We start from the raw sequence: 23,607 nt of genomic DNA, 5'->3' as shown, positions 1-23,607 counted from the left end.
CGCGATGCGAACGACCAGGGACGATGCGACCGTCAGCCGGTGGACGCCTTCTTCGGTGGCAGGGGGATGAAGTAGCTGGTGCGCTGCTGGTACTCGCGGTAGCCGGGACGCTGCTCCATGTGCTGTTCGAGGAGCCGCGCGCCGGTCGCGAACACCAGGAAGTACGTCATGGCGATCGGCGACAGGAACGTGACGACGGTGGGCCAGAACGTCATGCACACGAGGAAGGTCCCCCACCACACGCAGGCGTCGCCGAAGTAGTTGGGGTGCCGCGTGTAGCGCCACAAACCCTTGTCCATCACCGTGCCCTTGTTCGACGGATCGGCCTTGAACCGGTCCATCTGCAGGTCGCCGACGGTCTCGAACGTGACACCGAGAACCCAGACCAGCACGCCGATGACGGCGAGGTACCAGAGCGTGCCGTGCGCGACCGACGACACCTGCAGCGGCAGCGAGACGAACCACAGCGCGGGCCCCTGCGTCGCGTAGATCTTCGTGATCGCGGTCAGTGCGCGGTTGCCACCGGCGTCGTCGAGGAGCTTCTCGTACCGCGGGTCCTCGCCCTTGCCGCGCGACCGTCGGAACATCGACGTCGCCAGCCGCAGACCCCACAGGCCGATCAGCACCAGCACGAGCAGGCGTCGCCACAGATCACCGTTGCCGAGGATCGCGGTGATCACCGCGATCACGACGAAACCGAGTCCCCAGGTCACGTCGACGACGTTGTGCCGACCGATCGAGAACCCGATGGCGGCGGTGATCGCCAACAGGATGATCACACCGGCCAGGCTCGCGCCGGTCACGATGCCGAATTGGCTCCAGTCGAAGGTCATCTCACCAGCCTGTCAGACGTCGCCGATCCGGAAATCGCGAACTGTCAGAATTCGCGAACCGGGGGCATCGACGAGCGACCGCGGGCGTCGGGCCGCACCGACAGGATCTGGTCGACACCCATCCGACCGTCGCGGAACGCCATGCCGCCGCCGACGAGGTAGAGCCGCCAGACGCGCGCGGTCTCCTCGCCCACCATCGCGACGACGTCGTCCCACCGCTTCTCGAAGGTGTCGTACCAGACGTCGACGGTGCGGACGTAGTGCTCGCGCATCGCGTGGACGTCGCGGACCTCGAGTCCGGACTCCTCGATCATCGCGACGGTCTCACCGACCGGCCGCATGAACATGTCGGGGGCGATGAACTGCTCGATGAACGGGCCACCACCGGGGTTGTCGCCCTTCTTCCGCGACATCTGCTGGATGAGCACCCGACCGCCCTCGACGACGTTGTCGTGCAACGCCTTCGTGTACGTGGGGTAGTTCTCCTGACCGACGTGCTCGCCCATCTCGATCGAGGCGACGGCGTCGAACGGGCCGTCGGGGATCTCGCGGTAGTCCTGGATGCGGATCTCCACCCGGTCACCGAGGCCGCGCTCGGCGATGCGGGCGTCGATGAACGCCTTCTGCTCCTTCGAGATCGTGACGCCGGTGACCTGCGCGCCGTACTCGGCCGCGGCGAACAGGCTCAGCGAGCCCCAGCCGCACCCGACGTCGAGGAACCGCATGCCCGGTCGTGCGTCGAGGCCGATCTTGCGGCACACCATGTCGAGCTTGTCGCGCTGCGCCTGCTCCAGCGTGTAGTCCGGTGCGTCGGAGGTGAAGTAGGCGCTCGAATACGCCATGTTCGGGTCGAGCACCATCGAGTAGAAGTCGTTCGACAGGTCGTAGTGGTGGCTGATCGCGGCGCGGTCGCGGGCCAGGGTGTGCAGCTTGCCCTTCACCACGGCCTGGCTCGCCGGCGCCGGCAGCGGCCGCCCGAGGACACCCAGCTTCGAGACCGCGCGCACGAGCTGCGCGACACGGGTCGGGGTGATCGCGATCCGCGACAGGTTGCGTTCGCCGATGACGCGCCACACGTGGGTGAGCGCCTCGTTCAGGTCGCCGTCGACGTCGATCTCGCCGGTGACGTAGGCCTGCGCGGCGCCGAGTTCGCCCGGGCTCCACAGCAGGCGTCGCAACGCCTGCGGGCTGCGCAGGATCACCTTCGGCGCATCGGTGGGGCCGGCGGTGCTGCCGTCCCACGCCGTGAGGTGCACCGGCAGCTCGCCGCCCACGTACGGCGCGAGCAGGTCGGCGACGGTGCCGGCCGCCCCGGAGGTGGTGCGACCGCGCACGGTGGAAGTGGTCGTCATCGTCGGTTCTCCTGTCGAGCGTTGTCGTCGTCGTGTGCGGATGCGATCCGGGCGAACGCCGCGCCGACGGCGGCCACCGTACGGCGGGTCCACACCCACGATCGCATCAGCATGAAGTGTCCCGCAGGTCCCATCGACACCCACCGGGCGTCGACGCCCCGGTCGGCCGCGCGGACCGTCGCCTGCAGCGACAGGCGTGGACTCGTCCACCGGTCCATGCGACCGTGCAGCACCATCAGGTGCTGGCGGGTCGAGAGGGTATCGGTCTCGGTGCCGTCGGGCCACCACGGCGCCAGCGCCACGATGGAGTCGACCGACGGGTCGTCGGCCACCGCCGCGGCGGTCCGTCCACCCATCGAGTGCCCGAGCAGGATCACCCGGGTGTCGCCGAAGCGGGTACGGATCTCGTCGAGAGCCCACCGCGCGTCGGCCACCGGGGACCGGTCGGCGCCGTTCCAGCCGCGCATCCGGTACTGCAGCATCACCACCGCGGCGTCGGGCATCTTCTTCGCCACCGCGCGGGCGAACGGGCGCAGGCGGGCCGCCGACAACTGGCTGGTCTCGGCCGGGGCGGTGCTGGCGACCTTGCCGCCGTGCAGCACCAGCACCACCGCCGTCGGCGCGGGTGGGGTCTGTGTCCAGTGCAGCGCAGGCCGCATCGCCCCCGGGGTGTCAGAACTCATGACGGTGATTCGACACCGAGGCCGGTACGGATCTGTCACCGGACAGTGGCACCCGCCACCCGCGGATCGGGTCAGGTCTGCGGGCGAACGAAGGGGAAGGTGAGCGTCGGGCGGATGGGTACGCCGCAGAGCATCATCACGAGGCGGTCGACGCCGAGGCCGAGACCACCGGTCGGGGGCATCGCGTAGCCGAGGGCGTGCAGGAAGTCCTCGTCGAGCGCCATCGCCTCCGGGTCGCCGCCGGCCGCGGCCAGCGACTGCCGGGTGAGCCGCTCGCGCTGATCGACCGGATCGGTCAGCTCCGAGTAGGCCGTACCCAGTTCGGCTCCGAACCCGACGAGGTCCCACTGCTCGGTGAGTCGCGGATCCGACCGGTGCTTGCGCGCCAGCGGCGACACCTCGATCGGGAAGTCGCAGTAGAACGTCGGGAACCGCGTCTGCTTCTCCACGAGCGCCTCGTAGAGCTCCATCACCATCTTCCCGGCGGGCATGTCGCCGGTGGTCTCGACGCCGTGCTCGTCGCACACCGCGGCCACCGCGGCGGCGGTGCTCGCCGACGACAACGACGTGCCGCACGCGCGCGACACGGCCTCGTGCACCGTCATGATCGGCCAGGTGCCGTCGAGGCGCACCTTCTCGACATCGCCGGACTCACTGGGCTGCAGCGCGACCGGCTCGCCGTTGACCGCGACGGCCATCGCGAGGATGAGTTCGCGGGTCAGTTCGCGCATCGAGTTGTAGTCGCCGTAGGCCTGATACGCCTCCAGCGAGGTGAACTCCGGGTTGTGGGTGGCGTCGGCACCCTCGTTGCGGAAGTTGCGGTTGAGCTCGAAGATGGCGCCCATACCGCTCACGCAGAGCCGCTTGAGGTAGAGCTCGGGGGCGATGCGCAGGAACAGCTTCTGGTCGTAGGCGTTGATGTGGGTCTTGAACGGGCGCGCCGAGGCACCGCCGTGCACCGTCTGCAGCATCGGCGTCTCGACCTCGAGGAACGCATGCGCGTGCAGGGTGTCCCGCAACGCACGCACACCGCGGGATCGCTTCTGCAGCAACTCGACCGCCGACGGGTTGGTCAGCAGGTCGAGCGGACGGTCACGGACCCGGACGTCGTCGCTGAGCTCCGCGGTGAGCTGCGGCATCGGGTTGAGGCACTTGCCCGCCATGGTCCAGTGCGCCATCGCCACCGACAGCTCGCCGCTGCGCGAGGCGATCACCTCACCGGTCACCGCGATCAGATCGCCCGTGTCGACACTGCGCCGGAAGCGTTCGTGCTCACCGGACGCGGCGATGTCGGCGTCGGAGACGATCTGGATCCGGGCCCGGTCGTCCTCGAGCACGGCGAACTCGACGCCGCCGAGGTCACGGATCGCGCGGACCCGACCGGCGATCGACACCGTCTCGCCGGTACGCGTGCCCGCCGCGAGACCGGTGTGCGCCGAACAGATCTCGGCGACGCGGTGGGTGCGGTCGACCGACACCGGATACGCCTCGTGGCCCGACCCGCGGATGGTCTGGAGTTTGTCGAGGCGGGTGCGCTGCTGGTCGTTGAGCTTGGGTGCCGGGGCGCGGGCCACCAACAGTTCGCGTTCGAGATCGGCGACGGCGCGAACGAAATCGGGGTCGTCGCGGACGGGCTGCTCGTCAGGGGTCTTGGTGCCCACCAGGAACTTCGGTCCCATGTGGGGCAGGAAGCCCTCGGCGACACCGACGGCGACGGCGGCGCGCATCACCGTCAGCGAGGGGTGGTAGCAGAGCATCCGGGGTACCCACTGCGGGTGGTATTTCTGGTTCGACCGGTACAGCGACTCGAGTTGGTAGAACTTCGAGGCGAAGCTGAGCACCGCGTCGCTGATGCGGGTGACCGGGCCCGCGCCCTCCCGTTCGGCGCCGGAGAACACCGACCGGAACACCGCGAAGTTCAGCGACACGCGTCGGATGCCGAGGTCGCCCGCCGCCTCGATGAGCCGCGCGACGAGGAACTCGTTCACACCGTTCTCCGCGGCACGGTCGCGGCGCATCAGGTCCAACGACACACCGCGCAGGCCCCACGGCACGAAGGAGAGGAACCCGCGGATGGTGCCGTCGGCGTCGTGCGCGGCGACCAGCAGGCATCGGCCGTCGACCGGGTCGCCGACGCGGTTGAGCGCCATCGAGAAGCCGCGTTCGGTCTCCTCGCCGCGCCACGCCTCGGCCAACCGCTCCACCTCGGCCAGTTCCTCGCGCGACAGTTCGCCGTGGCGGCGGATCGAGGTGGTGTATCCGGCGGCGGTGACACGGTTGACCGCCTGACGTACCGGCTTCATCGAGGTGCCGCGCAGGGTGAAGTCGTCGACGTCGATGATCGCCTCGTCGCCGATCGACAACGACTTGAGTCCCGCCGAGCGGTAGACCTTCGACCCGGCCTCGCTCGCCGCGAGGACCGCCGCGTGCAGGCTGTGGGTGCGGCAGTTCTGCAGCCAGGCCTGTACCGCCGCCGGCCACGACTCGACGGCACCGATGGGATCGGCGCTGGCGACGCTCACGCTGCCGACGGCGCGGAACGTGACCGCGGCCTTGCCGTCGGGCGAGAAGACCACCGACTTGTCGCGACGGGTCGCGAAGTAGCCCAGCGAGTCGTCCTCGCCGTTGCACAGCAGCAGCTGCCGCACGCGCAGTTCCTCGTCGGCGTCGACGAACTCGTTGTCGCGGTTGGCGCGGTAGAGCGTGACCAACGCGAGCACCAGGGCGAGCGCCGACATCCATCCGGCCAGCACGTAGATCGGGTGGTGGCCCTGATGGCCCTGCAGCAGGGCGTCGCCGATGCCGGCACGGTCACCGAACGTCGAGCGCAGCGCCCACTGCGCCTTCTCGTCCCACCCCTGCAGGGTGTGCGGGAACGCGACGGTCAGCACGAAGGTGACGATGAACGAGAGGGCGAGCCCTCCCACGAGCACGCCGAGAGCGGCGCGTACCGAGCGGTGGGCGAGTTCGGCGGTGAAGACGCGGCGCGAGTACATGAACGCGACGAGCACCACGAGACCGATCACGAGCACGACCGAGGCGGTCACCGGCGAGGTCGCGAACGCGTCGTAGTCGCTGGAGGTGTCGATGTTCTCGATGAAGGTGCTGAGCAGGACGAGGACGTCGTCGATGACGGCGAGCACCATCACGGCCAGGAGCGCGGTGTGGGCGGCCTTGAACCGTCGACGCACCGCGCCGGCCAATGCCAGCACGAGGAGGATGACGAAAATGCTGGGGTCGGCGGGCACGTTGAACGCGCCGACGAGGTCGGTCAACGCGTCGACGAAGCGGAAATGGCGGAACGGGATCGCGATCAGCGAGACCACCGCGGCGATGGTCAGCAGGCGGCTCGACCACTGAGCGATGCGCTCGGCCACCGCGACCCGCCGGTCCGCCGACGCCGTACGGGCCTTCTTCGGACGCGGGCCCGGCGCCGGTGACGGCTTCGGACGGTCGGCCTCTGCACGTTCGACCGAGGGGGCTGCAGACATAAAGTCCGAGAGTAGCAGCGCGGCGAGAAGGCCGAGGGCGCATGACGATCCGCCCGCGGGGCGCCGCCGAAGCCGTTCCGGACGACGCGCACCGGGCCCACCGAGAACGCGCCCCAGCCTGTCCGATTTGTCGTTGTCGCAGTGTCGATCTCGGCCATCGGCGCACCATCTCGAGGTGGTCGTGGCCTAAGCTGACGCTCGTCCGCTCCGATCGCGATCGGGCGCCGTGTCGCAGGAGGAAGTCACCGTGTCCGACCGCACCGAGCCCCACGTCGTCGGAAGCCCGGCGCAGCGCGCAGGCATCGAGCTGTCACGCAACGTCCCCGAGTCGGTCGGGTACGCCGCGAAACGGCTGCTGCTCGGCAAGCCGATGATCACCGACGAGCTCAAGAACGAGCGCCTGACCAACCCGGTCGCGCTCGGTGTGCTCGCCCCCGACGCCATCTCCTCGACCGCGTACGGCAGCGAGCTGATCCTGGTCGAGCTCCTCCCCTACGCCGGTCTGGCCGCGTTCTCGCTGCTGCTGCCGATCACCGGGGTGATCCTCTGCATCCTGATCCTGGTCGCCGCCTCGTATCGCCAGGTGGTGATGGCCTACACCCGTGCAGGCGGGTCGTACGTGGTGGCGCGCGAGAACTTCGGACCGCGGGTCGCCCAGATCGCGGCCGCCGCCCTGCTCATCGACTACGTCGTCACCGTCGCGGTGCAGGCGTCGGCAGGCACCGTCGCGGTGGTGTCGGCCGTCAAACCGCTGGGCCCCTACAGCCTCGAGATCACCATCGCCGTGGTCGTGCTGATGTGCTGGGCCAACCTGCGCGGACTGCGCGAGGCCGGCCGCCCGTTCGCCATGCCCACCTACTTCTTCACCGGCATGGTGCTGCTGATGATCGTGGTCGGTGTGGTCCGCGAGGCCACCACCGGCCTCGCGAAGTACGTGCCGTCGGAGCTGCCGGGCACGGTCGAGGTCCATCAGGGCAACGGACTGATCGCCGGCGCAACCCTGCTCATCCTGCTGCGCGCATTCGCCAACGGCGGCTCGTCGCTGACCGGTGTCGAGGCCATCTCGAACACGGTCGGGTCGTTCCGCAAGCCCGAGGGCCCCAACGCCCGGCAGGTGCTCACGGTGATGGCCTGCGTGCTCGGCATCCTGTTGACCGGTGTCGCCTGGCTCGCCTACGAGACCCACGCGACGCCCTACGTCGACGGCTACCCGTCGGTGCTGTCGGAGATCGCGCGACGGGTGTTCGGCGGTGGCGCGCTGGGCTCCACGCTGTACGTCCTCTTGCAGATCGCGACGGCGGCCATCCTGTTCACCGGCGCCAACACCAGTTTCAACGGATTCCCGGCGCTGGCGAACTTCGTTGCCGCCGATCGGTTCCTGCCGCGACAGCTCGGCAAACGCGGGCACCGGCTGGTGTTCTCCAACGGCATCATCGTGCTCGCGCTGCTGGCCATCGTGCTGCTCATCGCGACCGGCGGCTCGGTCAACGCACTGATCCCCTTCTACGCGATCGGCGTGTTCACCGGGTTCGCGATGGCGGGCTACGGCATGACCAAACACCACCTCACCCACAAGGAACGCGGCTGGCGGCGTCGCCTCGCCATCAACCTCGGCGCCGGCGTCGTGTCGACGGTGGTCGTGGGGATCTTCGCCATCGCCAAGTTCACCGAGGGCGCCTGGCTCGTCGTCGTGGTGTTCCCGCTGCTGGTGTTCGGGTTGATCCGCCTGAACCGTGAGTACCGGGCCGAGGCGGCGATCCTCGAGGAGTTCCGCTCGAACCGCCCCGAGCAGGTGAACTACGCCCGGCACACCGCGTTCGTGCTGGTCAGCGCGGTCGATCTCGCCGTCCTCGAGGCGCTGCGCTACGGGCACGGTCTGCGCGCCGACGAACTCACCGCGGTCCACCTGATGGTCGATGCCGAGCAGGCCCGCAAACTCCGCAAGCGCTGGGAGCACTACGGGTTACGGACACCGCTGACGATCATCGACTGCCCCGACCGCCGCCTCACCCGGGGCGTGCAGCGGCTGGTGGTCGAGTCGCTAGGGGCGGCACCGCGATCCCATGTGACCGTGTTGCTGCCGCGGCGGACCTACGCACCCCTGTTGGGTCGGTTGCTGCACGACCGCAGCGCCGACAAGATCTCCCGCGCGGTCAGCGAGATCCCGCACGCCGCGGCGACGATCATCCCGTTCGACGTCCAGGCCGAGATCCGCAAGGCGTTCCCCGATGTCGTCGAGGAACGACTCACCCGTCGGGTCGAGCAGTTGCAGGCCCGCATCGCGCGCGACGACGAGTCCGCACGCCGTGAACACGATGAACCGGCGGCCGCGTCGACCCTGGCGATCGGCGGGTTGCTGCCCGGTCACCGCGGCACGGTGGAAGGACGCGTCCGCGACACCTTCGACCGCACCATCGACGACGACGAGGTGCACATCGTGGAGATCACCGACGACAGTGGGCTGCTCCGACTGCGGTTTGCCCCCGACGACGACCATCCCGCCGGCGGGGCCGACATCGTCCCGGGTCAGGTGGTGCGCGCGAGCGGCAAGGCCCGCCAGGGTCGCAAGGGCGTCATCATGATCAACCCGGACTACGAGATCGTCGGCGGCAGTGACGGGAGCACGGACGACGCCGGGAGTACCGACGGCGACGGCACCGACCGATCCGACGGCACCGATCAGGGGTAGGGACGCCGGGCGGTCTCGGGATCGCCGTAGGTGATGGCGCGTTCGCCGCGGCTGCCGCCGATGATGGTCGACGCCCAGCTCGCGAGCGTCCACACGCGGTTGCGGCTGCCGGCGAGGAAGAAGATGTGGATGCCTCCCCATCCGAGCCAGCCGAGGAAACCCGAGAGCCGTAGGGGCCCGGACTCCAGCAGGGCGTGGTAGCGCGAGATGTAGGCGGCGGTCCCCAGATCGCGATACTTGAAGGGGCTGTCGGCTTTCGCCTTGCCATCGACCACCCGCGAGATCAGCACGGCGGCATGGTGTCCCGACTGCATCGCGACCTCGGCCACACCGGGCAGCTTGTCGAGGCTCATCACGTCACCGACGACGAAGATGTTCTCGTGCCCGGCGACGCGCAGATCGGGTCCGACCGGGATCGTCCCGCCACGTGCGGGCGTGACACCCGTCGCCTCGGCGACCGCCCCCGCGAACGGGACGGCCTCCACGCCGGCGGTCCACAGCACGGTGTGGGTGTCGATCTGCTCGGTCGCCTTGGTCTTCTTGTCGGTGGTGATCACGTGGTCGCGCTGCACGTCGGTGACATGGCGACCGAGGACGGTGGTGACGCCGAGCTTGTCGAGCGTCTTCTGCGCCTTGCCCGACAAGCTCGGGTGGAACGACTCCAGCACCCGCTCGCCCCCGTGCACCAGGATCACCTGCGCCTCGGCGGGGTCCATCGAGTCGAACTCCTTCGACAGCGCGCGAATGGCGAGTTCGCGTATCTGCCCGGCGATCTCGACGCCGGTGGGGCCGCCGCCGCTGATCACGAAGGTGAGCCAGGGTTTGCGCAGCGCCGGCGTCGGGAGGGTCTCGGCGATCTCGAACGACGAGATGATCTTGCGTCGGATCGCGAGCGCGTCGTCGACGGTCTTCATCCCCGGCGCGAACTGTTCGAACTGTTCGTTGCCGTGATACGACTGCCGCGCCCCGGCGGCGAGGATGAGGTAGTCGTAGTCGATGTCGAAGGTCGACCCGTCGAATCGTCGCGCCGTCACCGTCTTCGCGGCGACGTCGATGTCCGACGCCTCCCCGAGGAACACGCGAAGGTTGCGGCAGCGCCGCAGCAGGTGTCGCAGTGGGCTGGCGATGTCGCCCTCCGACAGCAACCCTGTCGCGCACTGGTAGAGCAGCGGCTGGAACACGTGTGAGGTGCCACGGTCGAGCAGGGTCACCGACACGTTCGCCCGCTTGAGGCGCCGAGCGGCGAACACGCCGGCGAAACCTCCGCCGATGATCAGGACATTCGGTCTATCACCAGCCATGGCTCGATTCTGCACTACCGGCCGGCGCGGTCGACGGCGGTGCGGGTCAGGCGTTCGATCTGTGTCGAGTAGGCGACGAGGCTCACCAGATCGACCGACACCTCGGCCTCACGTACCGCGCGAACCTGCTGTGCGACAGCGTCACCGACCGGCCACCCGTAGGAACCGCCGGAGATCAGCGGGAAGGCGACCGACTCCGCGCCCAGCGAGCGCGCCAACAGCAGGCATCGCGCGTAGGCCAGGCGCAGCACGTGCGACCGGTCGTGGGTGGAGGAGTGGCGCGGGCCGACGGTGTGGATCACCCACCGCGCGGGCAGCGCCCCGGCCGTGGTCGCGACCGCGGCACCGGTGGCCAGGCCGTCGGGCAACGTTGTCGCCCGGATCAGGCGGCATTCGTCGGTGATCGCGGCACCACCGGCACGGTGGATCGCGCCGTCGACGCCGCCTCCGCCGAGCAGAGAGGAGTTGGCCGCGTTGACGATGACGTCGCTGCGCAGGGTGGTGATGTCGCCTCGGACGACGTCGATGACGGTCATGGGGTCTCCTTCGGGGGCGTGGTGTCGGCGCCGGTGATGCGGTCGGCGGTGGCGACGAGGTCGGTGGTGGTCAGGCCGGGGTACCCGTGGAGCAGGCGCGTCCACTCCTCGGGGATCCCCGCGGTGCCGGCACAGGCGCCGACCAATCCGCCGGCGATGGCCGCGGTGGTGTCCGTGTCGTTGCCGGCGCGCACGCAGCGTTCCAGCGTCGCGGCGACATCGCCGTCGGCGCCGCAGATCGCCCACCAGGCCGTCTGCAGCGCATGGACCACCCAGCCGTTGTTCGGGAAGTCGGCGGGCGTGCCGTACTGGGCGGCGTCGAGCAGCGGGTGCCAGTGGTCGCGGACGTCGGCGGGCGCGGCGTCGAGCCAGATACGCACCCCGTCGCGGGCACCGGTGCGCACGCCGTGCGCGATCCCGGCCGACCACATCTGGCACGCCTCGCGGGCCCGCACGTCGGAGTGGGTGAGGTCGCTGATCGCCCCGGCGGCGCGCGCACAGCCGGCCGGGTCGCCGAGGAAGGCCAGCGCGACCGGGGCGGTGCGCATCAACGACCCGTTGCCCCCGGTGCGCCCGGGGACCGCCGCGGCCGCCGCGGTCATGGCCGCCGCCGACGGACTGCGACGGCTCAGCACCGATCGTGTCTGGTTCCCGATGTCGGGTGGCGAGGTGTCGTACCAGCGCACGAAGGCCGCGGCGATGGTGTCGAGGTCGGCGACACCGGGCGCGAGCCCCTCGGCCACGCACATCGCCATCGACGTGTCGTCGGTCCACTCCCCCGGCGCCCAGTCGAACGGGCCGCCGCCGATCATGTCGATCACGACATCGTCGGCCGGATAGGTGAACTCGTAACCGGCGCCCAGGGCGTCGCCGGCCGCGCTGCCGATCAGTGCCGCGACCGCACGGTCGCGCTGGTCAGTGGTCAGGTGCATGGCGACCTCCTCGTCGACGCGGTCCGGGTGTCAGGTCCGCTTTAGATCAACTCTGCGCTAAAGGTTAGCGCAGGATCGCGCTATAGTCCAGCGATGGTGTGGCGCGACGACCTCGGCAGGGCGCTGACCGATCATCCGCGGCCGTCGGTGGCCGTCGACGTCGCGGTCCTCACCGTCGTCGACGACCGTCTGCACGTCGTGGCCGTGGAGGGCCCCCACGGGGTCGCGCTGCCGGGGACGTTCCTGCATCCCGGCGAACGCCTCGCCGACGCCGCGGTTCGCGCACTGCGGACGAAGGTCGGGGTGAGCGACCTCGACTTCCACCAACTCGCGATGCACGACGACCCCGACCGCGACGACCGCGGATGGGTGCTGTCGATGGCACACGGCGCCGTCACCCCCGCGGCCGCATTACCCCCGGGCACCCGACTCGTCGCCGTCGTGGACGGCCGCCCCACACAGCGCCTCGCCTTCGACCACGACGCGATGGTCGCCCACGCCGTCGACGACCTGCGGGCCCGGTACGCCGATCGTCCCGACCCCGATCACGTTCTCGGCGAACGGTTCACGCTGCTCGATCTGCGGCGCCTGCACGAGGCCGTCGCCGACCGGGAACTGCCCAAGGACACCTTCCGGCGTCGCATGCTGCCCTTCCTGTCGGGCACCGGTGAGTTCTCCACCGCCGACGTCGGGCGCCCCGCCGAGGTCTTCACGCCGCGGCCGCAGGACTGAGCGACTCTCGACGACGAAACCACGCGAACCGGACACGCCGAGAAGCGGACGGGCGGTTCGGTGTCGGGGCGAAACCTCCTCGGGCTAGCGTCAGATCATGAGCATGAGAGACCTGAGCGTGTTGCGGACCAAGACGGTCGAGGCCATCGCGCGCGACGCCGCGGCCGGTGAGGGCGACGGCGAGGGCAGCGGCCTGCGCAAGTCGCTGCGCACCCGCGACCTCGTCGGCTTCGGCGTCGGAATCGTGATCGGCACCGGCATTTTCACGCTAACCGGGATCCAGGCCAAGGAGAACGCGGGACCGGCGGTGGTCATCTCGTTCCTCATCGCCGGCGTCGTGAGCATGCTCGCCGCGCTCTGCTACGCCGAGCTCGCCTCGGCGGTCCCCACCGCGGGCAGCGCCTACACCTACGCCTACGCGACCCTCGGTGAGGTGTTCGCATGGATCATCGGGTGGGACCTCGTCCTCGAGTTCGCCCTCGGCGCCGCGGTGGTCGCGCGCAGCTGGTCGGGGTACCTCGCCGACCTGTTCGACCTGCCGCCGTCACTGTTCACCGAGGAGTCGACGGTGAACGTCGGCGCCGTCGCCCTGGTGCTGGTGCTCGGCGTGATCGCCGCGGTCGGGGTGAAGGAATCCGCGCGCGTCACCAACACCCTGGTCCTGGTGAAGGTCGCGATCTCGGTGTTCATCATCATCGTGGGCGCGTTCTTCATCAAGAAGGCCAACCTGATCCCGTTCATCCCGAGCGCGGAGAAGACGACCACCGAGGTCAAGACGTTCGATCAGCCGCTGCTGCAGTGGATCGGCGGCTTCGAACCGGCCACGTTCGGCATCTCCGGCGTCTTCACCGCCGCCGCCGTGGTCTTCTTCGCCTACACCGGTTTCGAGGCCGTCGCCAACCTCAGCGAGGAGACGAAGAACCCCGCGCGCTCCATCCCGCGCGCCATCCTCATCGTGCTCGGGCTGTGCACCACGCTCTACGTTCTCGTGGCGTTCGTCGTCACCGGCATGGTGAAGTACACCGACCTCGACTCCAGTGCGCCCATCGCGAAAGCGTTCGACGCCAACGACGCCAGCTGGGCGGGCACCCTCATCGCGATCGCCGCGGTCGCCGGACTCACCTCGGTCACGTTGGTCGACATCATCGCCATGAGCCGTATCGGATTCGCCTTGGGCCGCGACGGCCTGCTGCCGCAGTCGGTCGCGAAATCGTCGCCGCGATTCGGCACCCCGTTCCGCTTCACCATCGGCACCACGATCTTCGTGGCGATCCTCGCCGGACTGGTGCCGCTGACCGACCTGTCGGAGATGGTCAGCATCGGCACGCTGTTCGCATTCCTGATCGTGTCGATCGCGGTGCCGATCCTGCGCCGCACCAAGCCGGATCTGACGCGACCCTTCCGCGTTCCGCTGAGCCCGGTGGTCCCGATCATCTCGGCGCTGGCGTGCATCTACCTGATGCTCAACCTCGTCGTCGCGACCTGGGCACGGTTCCTCGTGTGGCTCGCCCTCGGGCTCGCCATCTACCTGTTCTACGGCCGCCGCAACGCCCGACTGGCCAAGGCGCAGACCGCCGAGCCCACCGTCACCGGCGAGAAGACCCTGGGCTGAATTCTTCTGGGCTGAACCGTTCTCAGTTGGTGCGGATGTGCATCAGGTCCACGTTGTACGAGGTGTACGTCGTGGCCGTGAAGTACAGGTCCTTGTCGGTCGAGAACGGGTGGATGAACCCGCCGTAGAGCTGCGGGTACCTCGCGCTCGACATGAGGTTCGTCGGCTCCGACCACAGTCCCTGCGGGGACCTCGACTGCCGCAACACGATCGCGCCGCGCAGCACGTCGAGGTAGGTGGCCTGCCAGAGGCCGGACTTCTCCTCGTAGCGCACCGACAGCTCGCCGGTGGGGCCACCGAAGATGGGTGACGCGTTCTCGCCGTTGTTGGTGGGGACCCACTTGCCGTTGATCCAGTACTGGTAGGCGGACTTGTTCAGCACGTCGGCGGTGGGCACCCGCGCCAGGCCCGTGCTGCCGAGCCGACCGTTGGGGGTGCCGAACATGTAGACGTAGTCACCCTGCGGGACCATCGACGACACCTGGAAGTTCGCGAGCCCGAACATGTTGTCCCAGCGCGCGTACTGCGAGTTCGTCCACGTGGAACCGCCGTCGTCGCTCCACGCGAGACCGCCGTAGTTGGTGAACCACTGGCCGGGCAGCGTGAAGTTGTTGATCGACATGTAGCTCATGTACTGCCGGTTGCCGATGGCGAAACCCGAGGTCGGGATCGTGGTCTGCTCGGCGTAGTTCACCTTGCGACTGGCGATGAGTTCGGCTGCGTGACAACGGCTGTCCTGCACCATCGTGTCGATGGACATGCCGTCGGCGAGCTTGGTGTCGGCGCTGAAACCGAGGGTGTTCGAGCGCCAGTCGCCACCGTTGGCACCCGGCGGGCGGAACCCACGACCGAAGGTGTCGCCGAACGCGACGGCGACCTTGTTCGGGGTGGCCTTCCACATGATGCCGAGGTCGGTGCCGTTGACCTGGAAACGCTTGTCGGTGCGGCTCGTCGAGCCCTTGCCGGTGAGCTGTGCGACGTAGTTCAGACCGCCGGCGCGCGGGTTGGGCAGCTTCGGCGTCACCGATCCCGGTGTGGTGCCGGGGATGAGGCGCGGCGGACGGGCCTGTCCGGGCGGCGGCGTGCCACCGGGGACGGGCACCGGCAGCGTGAGGAACGGCCGCGGGGTGATGGTGATCTTCGGGATCGGGATGTTCCCCGAACCGGTGGGGACCTGCGCGGCGGGCTTCGGCGGATCGGTGATGTCGGGGCACGGGTCCTTGCAGGGATCCTTCGGCGCCGGCTGCGACGGGATGCGCTTCCGGGAGTTCTGCGGCCCGAACTGAGGCACGGGCTGCAACTTCAGGTACGGGACATTGAAGTCGATCCGCGGCGGGACCTGCGGCAGCGGGCTGCCCGGACTCGGGGGCTGGGGGAGGTCGTTGGCACACCCCGAACTCGGCAACACCACACGGGGCGCCGGTGCGGCGAGTGCTGGGGCCCCGATGGCGATGGGTGCCAGTGCACAACCGGCGACGACGACCGTGAGAACTCTGCGCAGCACGGAATGGTTCCTCTACATCAGGTGACAGACGAGTGAATTTAACATGTGTACAGCAGCGATCACGGATGCATCGCGGTCGCTGTGAGGTCGACGCACGTTCGAGACCACCCGGTGACGCCCGGCGCGACTCCCCCGTTCACCTGCGAGTTCGGCGGTGCGACCCCGCGCGGGACCGCGGAGCGGACATACTCACAGCCATGGGTGTGCTGGTGACGGTGATCGTCGTCGTGGTCGTGGTGGTCGCCGTCGGGGTGGTGATCGCCCTGGTGCGGGCATCGCGGGAGAAGCCGCCGCCCATCCCCGAGGGGTGGTATCCGGATCTGCACGACCCGTCGATCGAGCGCTTCCACGACGGCGCGGCGTGGACCGATCAGACGCGGCCCAATCCCGAGGAACTCGACCGCTAGCAGAGATCTAGCAGCGGCCCAGATCCGACGACGGCGGACGGACCGCGCCGGGACCCGCGGAGGCTCCCGCGGTGAGCTGCCTGGGCATCGGCGTGCCCGGCGAGGTGTCGAGGCGGGCGAGCAGCCAGTCGTAGACCTCGTCGTGGTTGAGCAGGGTGAAGTGGTTGGCCGCGGTGATCGCGAAGCCGTCGTCGTCACGGAAACCGATGTGGCGCTTCTTGTCGCGACCGTTGGCGCTGGGCACCAGCACCAGGCCGTCACCGATGATGCGACCGAGCGGGTGGCGTGGGTTGCGGGTCACCGACGCCGAGACGAAGCAGTGGGTGGCGCCCTCGAGCAGCGGGACCTCCTGCACGGCCGCGACGCGCAGCGCGTCGAGGTCGCGTCCCGACCAGTCCTCGTCGACCAGCGATCCGTGGAAGAGGTCGCGCACGCCGGCGCTGCGGCGGCGCAGCAACCGCGCGAACGGCCGCGACTCGGGCAGCTTGTCCAGCGCCGCAGAGAGGTAGTGCACCGACCGCGCCATCGGGGCACCGAGGTGCGGGGTCCCCAGCGACACGACGTGACGGACCCGCGTCACCCACTCGTGACCGTCGGTCGCGGCGCGGAAGCAACCGCTGCGCACCACGAGTCCGCCCATGGAGTGGCCGACGAGCGCGATCTCGTCGACGGGCACCGGCCAATTCGCCACCACCTCCGACAGCAGGTCGTCGAGTTCGCGACCGTTCTCGGAGATGTGGCGACCCGTGTTGAACCGGACCTGGACCTCGGTGGCGGCGAGATCGTCGCCGAGGCGCTGCCCGTAGGTGGGCCGACCGCCGATCCGCCAGGCGAGTTCGGTCTCCATCAGTCCGTGGAGGAACACGACGATGCGGCCGGTGGCCCGCGGGAACGCCTCGGCCAGGTCCGCGGGGGTCGGGGCGATCGGGACGCCGTCGACACGGATCGTCATGCCCTCGGCGAGCGGGCTGCCCTGCGCGTCGAGGTGGTCGCCGATGAGGCCGTTGACCGCGGCGATCGCGAACGCACCCTTCGAGGTCTGCGACGGCGGGCGTCCCCACCCGTCGGCGGTCTGCCCCGCGATCTCCGACGCGGTGTCGCACACCGCGGTGATCACCGAGTACGTACCGGCCGCGATCGAGTCGTGGAGGATCTTCGATGGCGTGACGAAGTCGCCCAGGCCCAGGCGCAGCCCGGCGAAGATGTGTTCGGAGAAGGCCGAGTGGACCTTCGCGATGCCGGCGGTGGCGTCGCCGAGTTCGGCCAACGCGAGTCGGGAGAGCTCACGGACCTCGGTGCGCCGCTGCTGAGCCAGATCGTCCATGGGGCTCAGTGTACGACTGTGCACTGAAGTTGTCCGAGACATGTGACGTGGTCGTCGCCCACCGATCGTGGCCGGGTTCGGGCACGATCGTGAAGGTGACCACCACCCGAGAGGCCCCGACCCGCTCGTGGCCGCGCAACGCCGCGCGCGGACTGCTCGGCGGATTCCTCGTCTTCGCCGGCACCGCGCACCTGTTCTTCGCCCGCGACACCTTCCAGGCGCAGGTCCCCGACTGGGTGCCACTCGACAAGGATCTCGTGGTGCTCGCCTCGGGTGTCGTCGAGATCGTGCTGGGCGTGGCCCTGGTCGCTCTGTACCGCCACAAGGCGATCATCGGGTGGATCGTCGCCGCGTTCTTCCTGGCCGTGTTCCCCGGCAACATCTCGCAGTACGTGACCGGGACCGACGCGTTCGGCCTCGACACCGACTCCGCGCGACTCATCCGACTGTTCTTCCAACCCCTGCTCATCGCGTGGGCGTTGTGGTGCACCGGCGCGTTCGCGGCCCTGCGGGCGCGGTCTCCTCAGCCGAGGTAGCGGCCGAACCAGTCGAGCACCTGGCCGTAGACCTTCGCCGCGGCCTCGGGCTTGTAGCGCGTGCCGGTGTCGTTGAAGAAGGCGTGGTCGACGTCGGGAACGGTCTCGATCTGGTTGACGAGTCCGGCAACCTTCAGGGCCGCCTCGGCCTGCGGTCGGGATGCGTTGACGCGCTGGTCGAGACCGGCGTAGATAGCCAGAACCGCGGCCTGCTTCGACCCGGCGAAGTCCGCACCCTCGGGCAGCGGACCGTAGAACGGCACGGCCGCGGCGATGTCGGTGTCGCCCGAGGCCAGCAGCGACCACACCTGTCCCCCGCCGAAGCAGAACCCGATGACGCCGATCTTCTTCCCCGGGACCCGCTGGGCGAGTTCGGCGATGCCGGCCTTCATGTCGGCCACGAATCGGGCCTGCGGCACGTTGCCGAGCGCCGCGGTCGCCCGCGCGGGGTCGGCGAAGGTGCCGGTGCCGCCCTCCTCGGAGAGCAGGTCGATGGCCAGCGACGAGTACCCGGCGCCGGCGAGGCGGCCGGCGATCGTGCGGATGTGGTCGGTGAGGCCCTTGTTCTCGTGGATGACGAGCACGGCGCCTCGGGGATCGGCGGCCGCGGCGAATGCGCCCTGCAGGGTGCCGCTGGGCCCGGCGAAGGTGATCGGTGCGGTCGCGACGGCGGTCGACATCCCGGGCGCACCGGCGGTGAGTGAGGACGACGTGCCCGCGGCGTTGGGTGTCGCTGCCGAGGCGTTGCCCGATGCGGTGTCCGAGGAGGTCGCCGAGGCGGTGGGCGAGTCGCTGCCGTCGGTGCTGCAGGCGGCGAGCACCGCGGTCGCGGCGGTGGCCGAGAGCCCCAGCAGCCCGAGGCGTCGCATCGCCTCCCGACGCCCGAACATGCCGTCGGCGTGGTCGATGGCGATCTCTTCGGCGATGTACTGCTTGAACTCGGTCATCTCGGTCCTCGCGACGGTGGCGTGATGGGGGCTCCTCCACTATGCCTGCGGTCGATGAACGATGTCCGAATTCACCGCGGGGACCGCCGACCATAGGTCGATATACGTTCGTGACCTACTTCGAGGTATCGACACGGTTGTGCGTCACCCGCGCGGATGACGCGCCGCCGACCGTCGCGCGGTGCTACACCGAGGTGCACACGAAATACGAAGTCTCTCGGGGCGTTCAACAGTGAGATCCCCTTCCTCGCCGCGGTCGGCACGTCCGACCGTCGCGAATCTCGAAGGAGCTCACCATGTGGACTGTCATCTCCGCCGTCATCGGCGGTCTCATCATCGGCGCCCTCGCCCGTCTCGTGTTGCCCGGTAAGCAGAACATCGGCGTCATCATGACGATCGTTCTCGGCATCCTCGGAGCCCTCATCGGATCGTGGCTCACCTACCAGTTCGGCTACAGCAACGACAACGGCGGCTGGAAGGTCGTGCCGTTCATCGTCGGCATCATCGTCGCCGCGGTGCTGATCTTCGCCTACGTCTCGATCACCGGACGTCGCAAGGTCGCGCGCTGATCTGACCCGAAACCAGACGGCGCCTGTCGCCGTCCACCGAGGGGCCGGCGGCTTCTGCACATCGCGGAGACGCCGGCCCGTGGTGTTTCCCGCGCACCGACTTCCTGACAGTTCGCTGTGCGTCGACACGCGAAAACCCCTGTCGATTCGGGCATCTCGCACATCTCGCCGATGACGTTGGTCACCTTCGGCACATCCGCACCCTCACCCCTGGCCCGACCCGCGAACCGGTCGTACCCTCGGTCTTTAGCACTGCTCAACATCGGGCGTATCCGACACCCGATCACCGCAACCGCGAGGCCGCACACGATGACCACCAGGCACCCGATCGCCTCCCCCGAGATGGAGGTGACGCTCGACCGCACGCCGCCGCATCCCACCCTCGACGTGGTGATCCCCGTCTACAACGAGGAATCCGACCTCGAGGGGTGCGTGCGTCGACTCCATGCACACCTCGCCACGACACCGTTCTCGGCGCGGATCACCGTCGCCGACAACGCCAGCACCGACCGCACCCTCGCCGTGGCGCGCGGTCTCGCCGAGACGCTCCCGCGGGTGCGGGTGGTGCACCTCGAGCAGAAGGGTCGCGGGCGCGCGCTCAACGCCGTCTGGCGCGAGAGCGACGCCGAGGTGGTCTGCTACATGGACGTCGACCTGTCCACCGACCTCAACGCGCTGATGCCGCTGGTGGCGCCGCTGCTGTCGGGTCACTCCGACATCGCCATCGGCTCGCGACTGTCGCGGTCGGCCCGGGTCATCCGGGGAACCAAGCGCGAGTTCATCTCCCGCGGGTACAACCTCCTGTTGCGCACCGCGATGCACGCGCGTTTCACCGACGCGCAGTGCGGCTTCAAGGCCATCCGGACCGACGTCGCGCGGCGTCTGCTGCCGCATGTGGAGGACACCGGCTGGTTCTTCGACACCGAGATGCTCGTCCTCGCCGAACGGGTGGGGCTGCGGATCGCCGAGGTGCCCGTCGACTGGATCGACGACCCCGACTCGAAGGTCGACATCGTCAAGACCGCGACCGAGGACCTCAAGGGGTGCTGGCGGGTCGCCCGGGCCCTGGGCAACGGCGACCTGCCCATCGCGGAACTGCGAGCCACCATGGGACGCAACCGACTCGACGAGCCCGAGGTGTCGGGTGTGCCGCGCGGCATGATCGGCCATCTCGTGCGGTTCGGGATCATCGGCGTCGCCTCGACCATCGCGTTCGCACTGCTCTACCTCGCGCTGCACCCCCTCGTCGGCGCGCAGCCCGCCAACTTCCTCGCCCTGCTCATCACGGCGGTGCTCAACACGTGGGCCAACCGTGCCTTCACCTTCGGGGTGCGGGGTCGCGAGGGCGCCGTCGGCCACCAGATCCAGGGCATCGCGATCTTCCTGGTGGGCTGGGCGATCTCGGCGCTGGCGCTGTACGTGCTGCACGCCGATTTCCCGCACGCCGACAAGCACGTCGATCTCGCCGTGCTCATCGGCGCCAACCTGCTCGCGACCGTCGTCCGGTTCGTCTCGCTGCGCTGGGTGTTCGGCCGCCATCAGCAGAAGGAGTCCACCGCATGACCGCCACCGTCGGGATACCCGAGGACACCGCGCCGACCGTCGGACGCGACACCGACACCGCGGCCGCATCGGGCCGTGGGCACGGACTCGCGTTCGCCGCGCTGCTGATCGGCACCGCGGTGCTCTACCTGTGGGACCTCTCGATCAACCGCTACGCCAACGACTTCTACGCCGCGGCCGAACAGGCCGGGTCGCAGTCGTGGAAGGCGTGGTTCTTCGGCTCGTCCGACGCCGCGAACTCGATCACCGTCGACAAACCGCCGGTGTCGCTGTGGATCTCCGGTATCGCGGTGCGGGTGTTCGGCCTGAACTCGTGGTCGATCCTGGTGCCCCAGGCCCTGATGGGTGTCGCGGCGGTGGCGCTGATCTACCTCATCGGCCGACGCATCGCCGGTCCCCGGGCCGGTCTCGTCGCGGGTGTCGTGCTGGCCCTGCAGCCCGTCGCCGCGGTGATGTTCCGGTTCAACAACCCCGACACCCTGCTGGTGCTGCTGCTCATCGCCGCCGCATGGGCGACACTGCGCATCCTCGACGACGGCCGGCTGCGGTGGGCCGTTCTCGCCGGCGGACTCATCGGCCTGGCGTTCCTCACCAAGCAGCTGCAGGCGTTGCTCATCGTCCCGCCGATCGCGGTCGCGTACCTCGCCTTCGGGCCACCGGCGGTGCGCACCCGCATCGTCCACCTGCTCGCCGCGCTGGGCGCGGCCATCGTGGGCGCGGGGTGGTGGGTGCTGACGGTGGAACTGTGGCCGGCCGGTTCGCGGCCGTACATCGGCGGCACCGAACACAATTCGATCATCGAACTCACCCTGGGCTACAACGGACTCGGCCGCCTCACCGGCGACGAGGGCTCGGGACTGGGCGGTGCCGGTGGTCCGCGCGGCGCGGGCGGCTCGGGTGAGGGCATGAACCGGATGCTCGCGGCGTTCGGTGGCCAGACCGGGATCCTGCGGATGTTCTCCCCCGCGGTCGGCGGACAGGTCGGGTGGCTCATCCCCGCTGCGCTCATCCTCGGCGCGGCGGCGATCGCGCTGCGCGGGCGCGCGACGCGCACCGATCTCGAACGCGCCGTTGCGGTGTTCGCGTGGCTGTGGCTGTTCTCCAACGCGGTGTTGATGAGCTACATGGCCGGCATCTTCCACCCTTACTACACCCTCGCCCTGGTGCCGCCGATCGCACTGCTCGTCGGGATCGGGTCGGTGCGCGGATGGCAGCATCGCGAGACACTCTGGGTGCGTGCGGTTCTCGTCGTCGCGGTGGTCGTGACCGCCGTGCTCGCAGTCATCGTTCTCGGTCGCACCCCCGACTTCCAGTCGTGGTTGCGACCGTTGGTGATCGTCGTCGCGGTGCTCGCGGTCGCCGGGCTCGTCGTCGAACGGTTCCGCCCCCGGCGGTGGACCGCTCGTGCGGTCGTCGCCACCGCCGTCGTGGTGGGACTCGCCGGCCCGCTGGCGTACAGCATCGACACCGTCGCGACATCCCGCGTCGGGGGACTCGCCACGGCGGGCCCGAAATCCGCCGCGGTGCGCGGGTTCGGCGGCCTCCCGAGAGAGATGTCGCCGGGCGCGCTGCAGGCCGCGAAGCGCATGTTCACCGGTGAGGCACCCCCGCGTGCGGTCACCGATCTGCTCGCCCGCGACGCCGGGAACTACCGGTGGGCGGCGGCGACGGTGAGTGCGTTGTCGGCGTCGGGATATCAGCTCGCGATCGAGAAGCCGGTCATGCCGGTCGGTGGCTTCTCCGGCGGTGACCCGTCACCCACGCTCGCGCAGTTCCAGCGCCTCGTCGCCGGGCACCAGATCCACTGGTTCATCGCGTTCGCGAGTCCGATCCCGATGCGCGAGAACACCTCTGCCTCGGCACAGATCACCAGCTGGGTGATGGCGCATCACCGCCCGCAGATCGTCGACGGCGTCACCCTCTACGACCTCAACCCCTGACCCCCAACCGCCAGTTGGGCACATAACGACCGCAGTTGGGCACGTAAGGCCCGCAGTTGGGCACGTAACGACCGCAGTTGGGCAGGTAGCGGCGGTCAGCCCAGACGCTGATCCGACTTGAGGTCGCGCAGACGCGACATCGCCGGGACCGCGGCGGCGAGGGCGGCGCGTTCGTCGTCGGTGAGCTCGTCCAGCACCGACACCACCGTGTCGGCACCGGCACGTCGGCGGTGCTCCACGTAATCGCGGCCGAGGTCGGTGATGCTCACCAGCGACGCCCTCTTGTCGCTCGGATCGCTACGCCGTGTCACGTGGCCCGACCGTTCGAGCGCTGTTACCAGCGCCGTCATCGACGGCTGCGTCACGCCTTCGGACGCCGCGAGGTCGGTCACCCTCCGCGGGCCGAGTCGGTTCAACGTCGAGAGCGTCGCGACCGAGGTCAGGCTCATGTCGCGAGGCATCCCCCGGACGAGTTCGGTCATCAGGGCGTACACGGTCTCGCCGATCTCGCGAGTGATCGCCGGAGCGTCGACGGTGCTCGGTGACGTGGTCATGTCGCCCAGCATAGAACGATCCGAGGGATTGCATAGAGGATTTATATAGAGTACCTATGGATAGGTAGGCGCCGGAACGCGCCAGACCGATCGACGCTCCAC

The 23,607-nt window shown here is 69.3% G+C and carries 19 protein-coding genes; 8 read left to right on the top strand and 11 right to left on the bottom strand.

What is annotated here, in order from left to right; all coding sequences use genetic code 11:
• Positions 1-32: 32 nt before the first annotated feature.
• The 4 genes from OG579_RS19325 to lysX form a co-directional block, all read right to left on the bottom strand.
• Positions 33-833 (bottom strand): DUF1295 domain-containing protein, encoded by an 801-nt coding sequence (locus tag OG579_RS19325; protein ID WP_328857262.1) that lies wholly within the window; start codon positions 831-833, stop codon positions 33-35.
• A 44-nt stretch (positions 834-877) separates the two neighbouring features.
• Complete coding sequence (locus tag OG579_RS19320; RefSeq protein WP_328857261.1) at positions 878-2,185, bottom strand: cyclopropane-fatty-acyl-phospholipid synthase family protein; 1,308 nt, start codon at positions 2,183-2,185, stop codon at positions 878-880.
• The gene (locus OG579_RS19315) at positions 2,182-2,868 is read right to left on the bottom strand and encodes an alpha/beta hydrolase (protein ID WP_150116310.1); all 687 of its coding nucleotides are present in this window, start codon (positions 2,866-2,868) and stop codon (positions 2,182-2,184) included. The genes OG579_RS19320 and OG579_RS19315 overlap by 4 nt, the downstream gene beginning before the upstream one ends.
• Positions 2,869-2,939: 71 nt before the next feature.
• The gene (lysX, locus tag OG579_RS19310; protein ID WP_328857260.1) at positions 2,940-6,359 is read right to left on the bottom strand and encodes a bifunctional lysylphosphatidylglycerol synthetase/lysine--tRNA ligase LysX; all 3,420 of its coding nucleotides are present in this window, start codon (positions 6,357-6,359) and stop codon (positions 2,940-2,942) included.
• 301 nt (positions 6,360-6,660) lie between these two features.
• On the opposite strand from lysX, the gene OG579_RS19305 reads away from it, so the two are divergent.
• Positions 6,661-9,048, top strand: a complete 2,388-nt coding sequence (locus tag OG579_RS19305; RefSeq protein WP_328859301.1) for an amino acid permease — start codon at positions 6,661-6,663, stop codon at positions 9,046-9,048.
• On the opposite strand, the gene OG579_RS19300 is transcribed toward OG579_RS19305, so the two are convergent.
• From OG579_RS19300 to OG579_RS19290, 3 genes are read right to left on the bottom strand one after another with little or no spacing between them, the layout of a single operon-like run.
• Entirely contained in the window at positions 9,039-10,349 is a 1,311-nt protein-coding gene (locus tag OG579_RS19300; protein WP_328857259.1) for an NAD(P)/FAD-dependent oxidoreductase, read from the bottom strand. The two genes, OG579_RS19305 and OG579_RS19300, sit on opposite strands and share 10 nt — an antisense overlap.
• Before the next feature lie 14 nt (positions 10,350-10,363).
• Complete coding sequence (locus OG579_RS19295) at positions 10,364-10,885, bottom strand: O-acetyl-ADP-ribose deacetylase (protein ID WP_045820868.1); 522 nt, start codon at positions 10,883-10,885, stop codon at positions 10,364-10,366.
• Positions 10,882-11,817 carry an ADP-ribosylglycohydrolase family protein gene (locus OG579_RS19290; RefSeq protein WP_328857258.1) on the bottom strand — a complete coding sequence of 312 codons (936 nt, stop codon included), beginning with the start codon at positions 11,815-11,817 and terminating at the stop codon, positions 10,882-10,884. The genes OG579_RS19295 and OG579_RS19290 overlap by 4 nt, the downstream gene beginning before the upstream one ends.
• Before the next feature lie 93 nt (positions 11,818-11,910).
• Between OG579_RS19290 and OG579_RS19285 the strand changes: the two genes are divergently transcribed.
• Positions 11,911-12,549, top strand: coding sequence for an NUDIX hydrolase (locus OG579_RS19285; protein ID WP_328857257.1), 639 nt, complete (start codon positions 11,911-11,913; stop codon positions 12,547-12,549).
• 97 nt (positions 12,550-12,646) lie between these two features.
• Positions 12,647-14,161, top strand: a complete 1,515-nt coding sequence (locus OG579_RS19280) for an APC family permease (RefSeq protein WP_328857256.1) — start codon at positions 12,647-12,649, stop codon at positions 14,159-14,161.
• Positions 14,162-14,183: 22 nt separating this feature from the next.
• Here OG579_RS19280 and OG579_RS19275 read toward each other — a convergent pair whose 3' ends face one another.
• Positions 14,184-15,665, bottom strand: a complete 1,482-nt coding sequence (locus OG579_RS19275) for a DUF4185 domain-containing protein (protein WP_328857255.1) — start codon at positions 15,663-15,665, stop codon at positions 14,184-14,186.
• 197 nt (positions 15,666-15,862) lie between these two features.
• Here OG579_RS19275 and OG579_RS19270 point away from each other — a divergent pair, with 197 nt between their 5' ends.
• The gene (locus OG579_RS19270; protein WP_045820866.1) at positions 15,863-16,072 is read left to right on the top strand and encodes a DUF2510 domain-containing protein; all 210 of its coding nucleotides are present in this window, start codon (positions 15,863-15,865) and stop codon (positions 16,070-16,072) included.
• A 7-nt stretch (positions 16,073-16,079) separates the two neighbouring features.
• Here the strand turns inward: OG579_RS19270 and OG579_RS19265 are convergent, their stop codons facing one another.
• The gene (locus OG579_RS19265; protein WP_328857254.1) at positions 16,080-17,396 is read right to left on the bottom strand and encodes an esterase/lipase family protein; all 1,317 of its coding nucleotides are present in this window, start codon (positions 17,394-17,396) and stop codon (positions 16,080-16,082) included.
• A 95-nt stretch (positions 17,397-17,491) separates the two neighbouring features.
• On the opposite strand from OG579_RS19265, the gene OG579_RS19260 reads away from it, so the two are divergent.
• Complete coding sequence (locus tag OG579_RS19260) at positions 17,492-17,932, top strand: DoxX family protein (protein ID WP_328857253.1); 441 nt, start codon at positions 17,492-17,494, stop codon at positions 17,930-17,932.
• Here the strand turns inward: OG579_RS19260 and OG579_RS19255 are convergent.
• The gene (locus OG579_RS19255) at positions 17,920-18,879 is read right to left on the bottom strand and encodes a dienelactone hydrolase family protein (RefSeq protein ID WP_328857252.1); all 960 of its coding nucleotides are present in this window, start codon (positions 18,877-18,879) and stop codon (positions 17,920-17,922) included. The genes OG579_RS19260 and OG579_RS19255 overlap by 13 nt on opposite strands.
• Positions 18,880-19,175: 296 nt before the next feature.
• On the opposite strand from OG579_RS19255, the gene OG579_RS19250 reads away from it, so the two are divergent.
• From OG579_RS19250 to OG579_RS19240, 3 genes are all read left to right on the top strand, one after another.
• Positions 19,176-19,448, top strand: a complete 273-nt coding sequence (locus OG579_RS19250; protein ID WP_045820863.1) for a GlsB/YeaQ/YmgE family stress response membrane protein — start codon at positions 19,176-19,178, stop codon at positions 19,446-19,448.
• Between the two features lie 309 nt (positions 19,449-19,757).
• The gene (locus tag OG579_RS19245) at positions 19,758-21,011 is read left to right on the top strand and encodes a glycosyltransferase (protein WP_408068703.1); all 1,254 of its coding nucleotides are present in this window, start codon (positions 19,758-19,760) and stop codon (positions 21,009-21,011) included.
• Positions 21,008-22,951, top strand: a complete 1,944-nt coding sequence (locus tag OG579_RS19240) for an ArnT family glycosyltransferase (RefSeq protein ID WP_328857251.1) — start codon at positions 21,008-21,010, stop codon at positions 22,949-22,951. Before OG579_RS19245 ends, OG579_RS19240 begins: the two co-directional genes overlap by 4 nt.
• 95 nt (positions 22,952-23,046) lie before the next feature.
• On the opposite strand, the gene OG579_RS19235 is transcribed toward OG579_RS19240, so the two are convergent.
• On the bottom strand, positions 23,047-23,505 hold the full coding sequence (locus OG579_RS19235) for a MarR family transcriptional regulator (RefSeq protein ID WP_328857250.1): 459 nt from the start codon (positions 23,503-23,505) through the stop codon (positions 23,047-23,049).
• Positions 23,506-23,607: the final 102 nt, after the last annotated feature.

Origin of the sequence: Williamsia herbipolensis (assembly GCF_036153515.1) — a bacterium.
In the GTDB taxonomy this organism is placed as follows: Bacteria; Actinomycetota; Actinomycetes; order Mycobacteriales; family Mycobacteriaceae; genus Williamsia_A; species Williamsia_A herbipolensis.
This window is presented reverse-complemented; position numbering and strand designations above follow the sequence as displayed.

Excerpts from the sequence above, each read along its gene's own strand:
- OG579_RS19315 (WP_150116310.1), bottom strand. The coding sequence starts at position 2,868 with ATGAGTTCTGACACCCCGGGGGCGATGCGGCCTGCGCTGCACTGGACA.
- OG579_RS19280 (WP_328857256.1), top strand. The coding sequence starts at position 12,647 with ATGAGCATGAGAGACCTGAGCGTGTTGCGGACCAAGACGGTCGAGGCC.
- OG579_RS19325 (WP_328857262.1), bottom strand. The coding sequence starts at position 833 with ATGACCTTCGACTGGAGCCAATTCGGCATCGTGACCGGCGCGAGCCTG.
- OG579_RS19240 (WP_328857251.1), top strand. The coding sequence starts at position 21,008 with ATGACCGCCACCGTCGGGATACCCGAGGACACCGCGCCGACCGTCGGA.
- OG579_RS19290 (WP_328857258.1), bottom strand. The coding sequence starts at position 11,817 with ATGCACCTGACCACTGACCAGCGCGACCGTGCGGTCGCGGCACTGATC.
- OG579_RS19300 (WP_328857259.1), bottom strand. The coding sequence starts at position 10,349 with ATGGCTGGTGATAGACCGAATGTCCTGATCATCGGCGGAGGTTTCGCC.
- lysX (WP_328857260.1), bottom strand. The coding sequence starts at position 6,359 with ATGTCTGCAGCCCCCTCGGTCGAACGTGCAGAGGCCGACCGTCCGAAG.
- OG579_RS19265 (WP_328857254.1), bottom strand. The coding sequence starts at position 17,396 with ATGGACGATCTGGCTCAGCAGCGGCGCACCGAGGTCCGTGAGCTCTCC.
- OG579_RS19320 (WP_328857261.1), bottom strand. The coding sequence starts at position 2,185 with ATGACGACCACTTCCACCGTGCGCGGTCGCACCACCTCCGGGGCGGCC.
- OG579_RS19235 (WP_328857250.1), bottom strand. The coding sequence starts at position 23,505 with ATGACCACGTCACCGAGCACCGTCGACGCTCCGGCGATCACTCGCGAG.
- OG579_RS19245 (WP_408068703.1), top strand. The coding sequence starts at position 19,758 with ATGACCACCAGGCACCCGATCGCCTCCCCCGAGATGGAGGTGACGCTC.
- OG579_RS19295 (WP_045820868.1), bottom strand. The coding sequence starts at position 10,885 with ATGACCGTCATCGACGTCGTCCGAGGCGACATCACCACCCTGCGCAGC.
- OG579_RS19255 (WP_328857252.1), bottom strand. The coding sequence starts at position 18,879 with ATGACCGAGTTCAAGCAGTACATCGCCGAAGAGATCGCCATCGACCAC.
- OG579_RS19285 (WP_328857257.1), top strand. The coding sequence starts at position 11,911 with ATGGTGTGGCGCGACGACCTCGGCAGGGCGCTGACCGATCATCCGCGG.
- OG579_RS19270 (WP_045820866.1), top strand. The coding sequence starts at position 15,863 with ATGGGTGTGCTGGTGACGGTGATCGTCGTCGTGGTCGTGGTGGTCGCC.
- OG579_RS19250 (WP_045820863.1), top strand. The coding sequence starts at position 19,176 with ATGTGGACTGTCATCTCCGCCGTCATCGGCGGTCTCATCATCGGCGCC.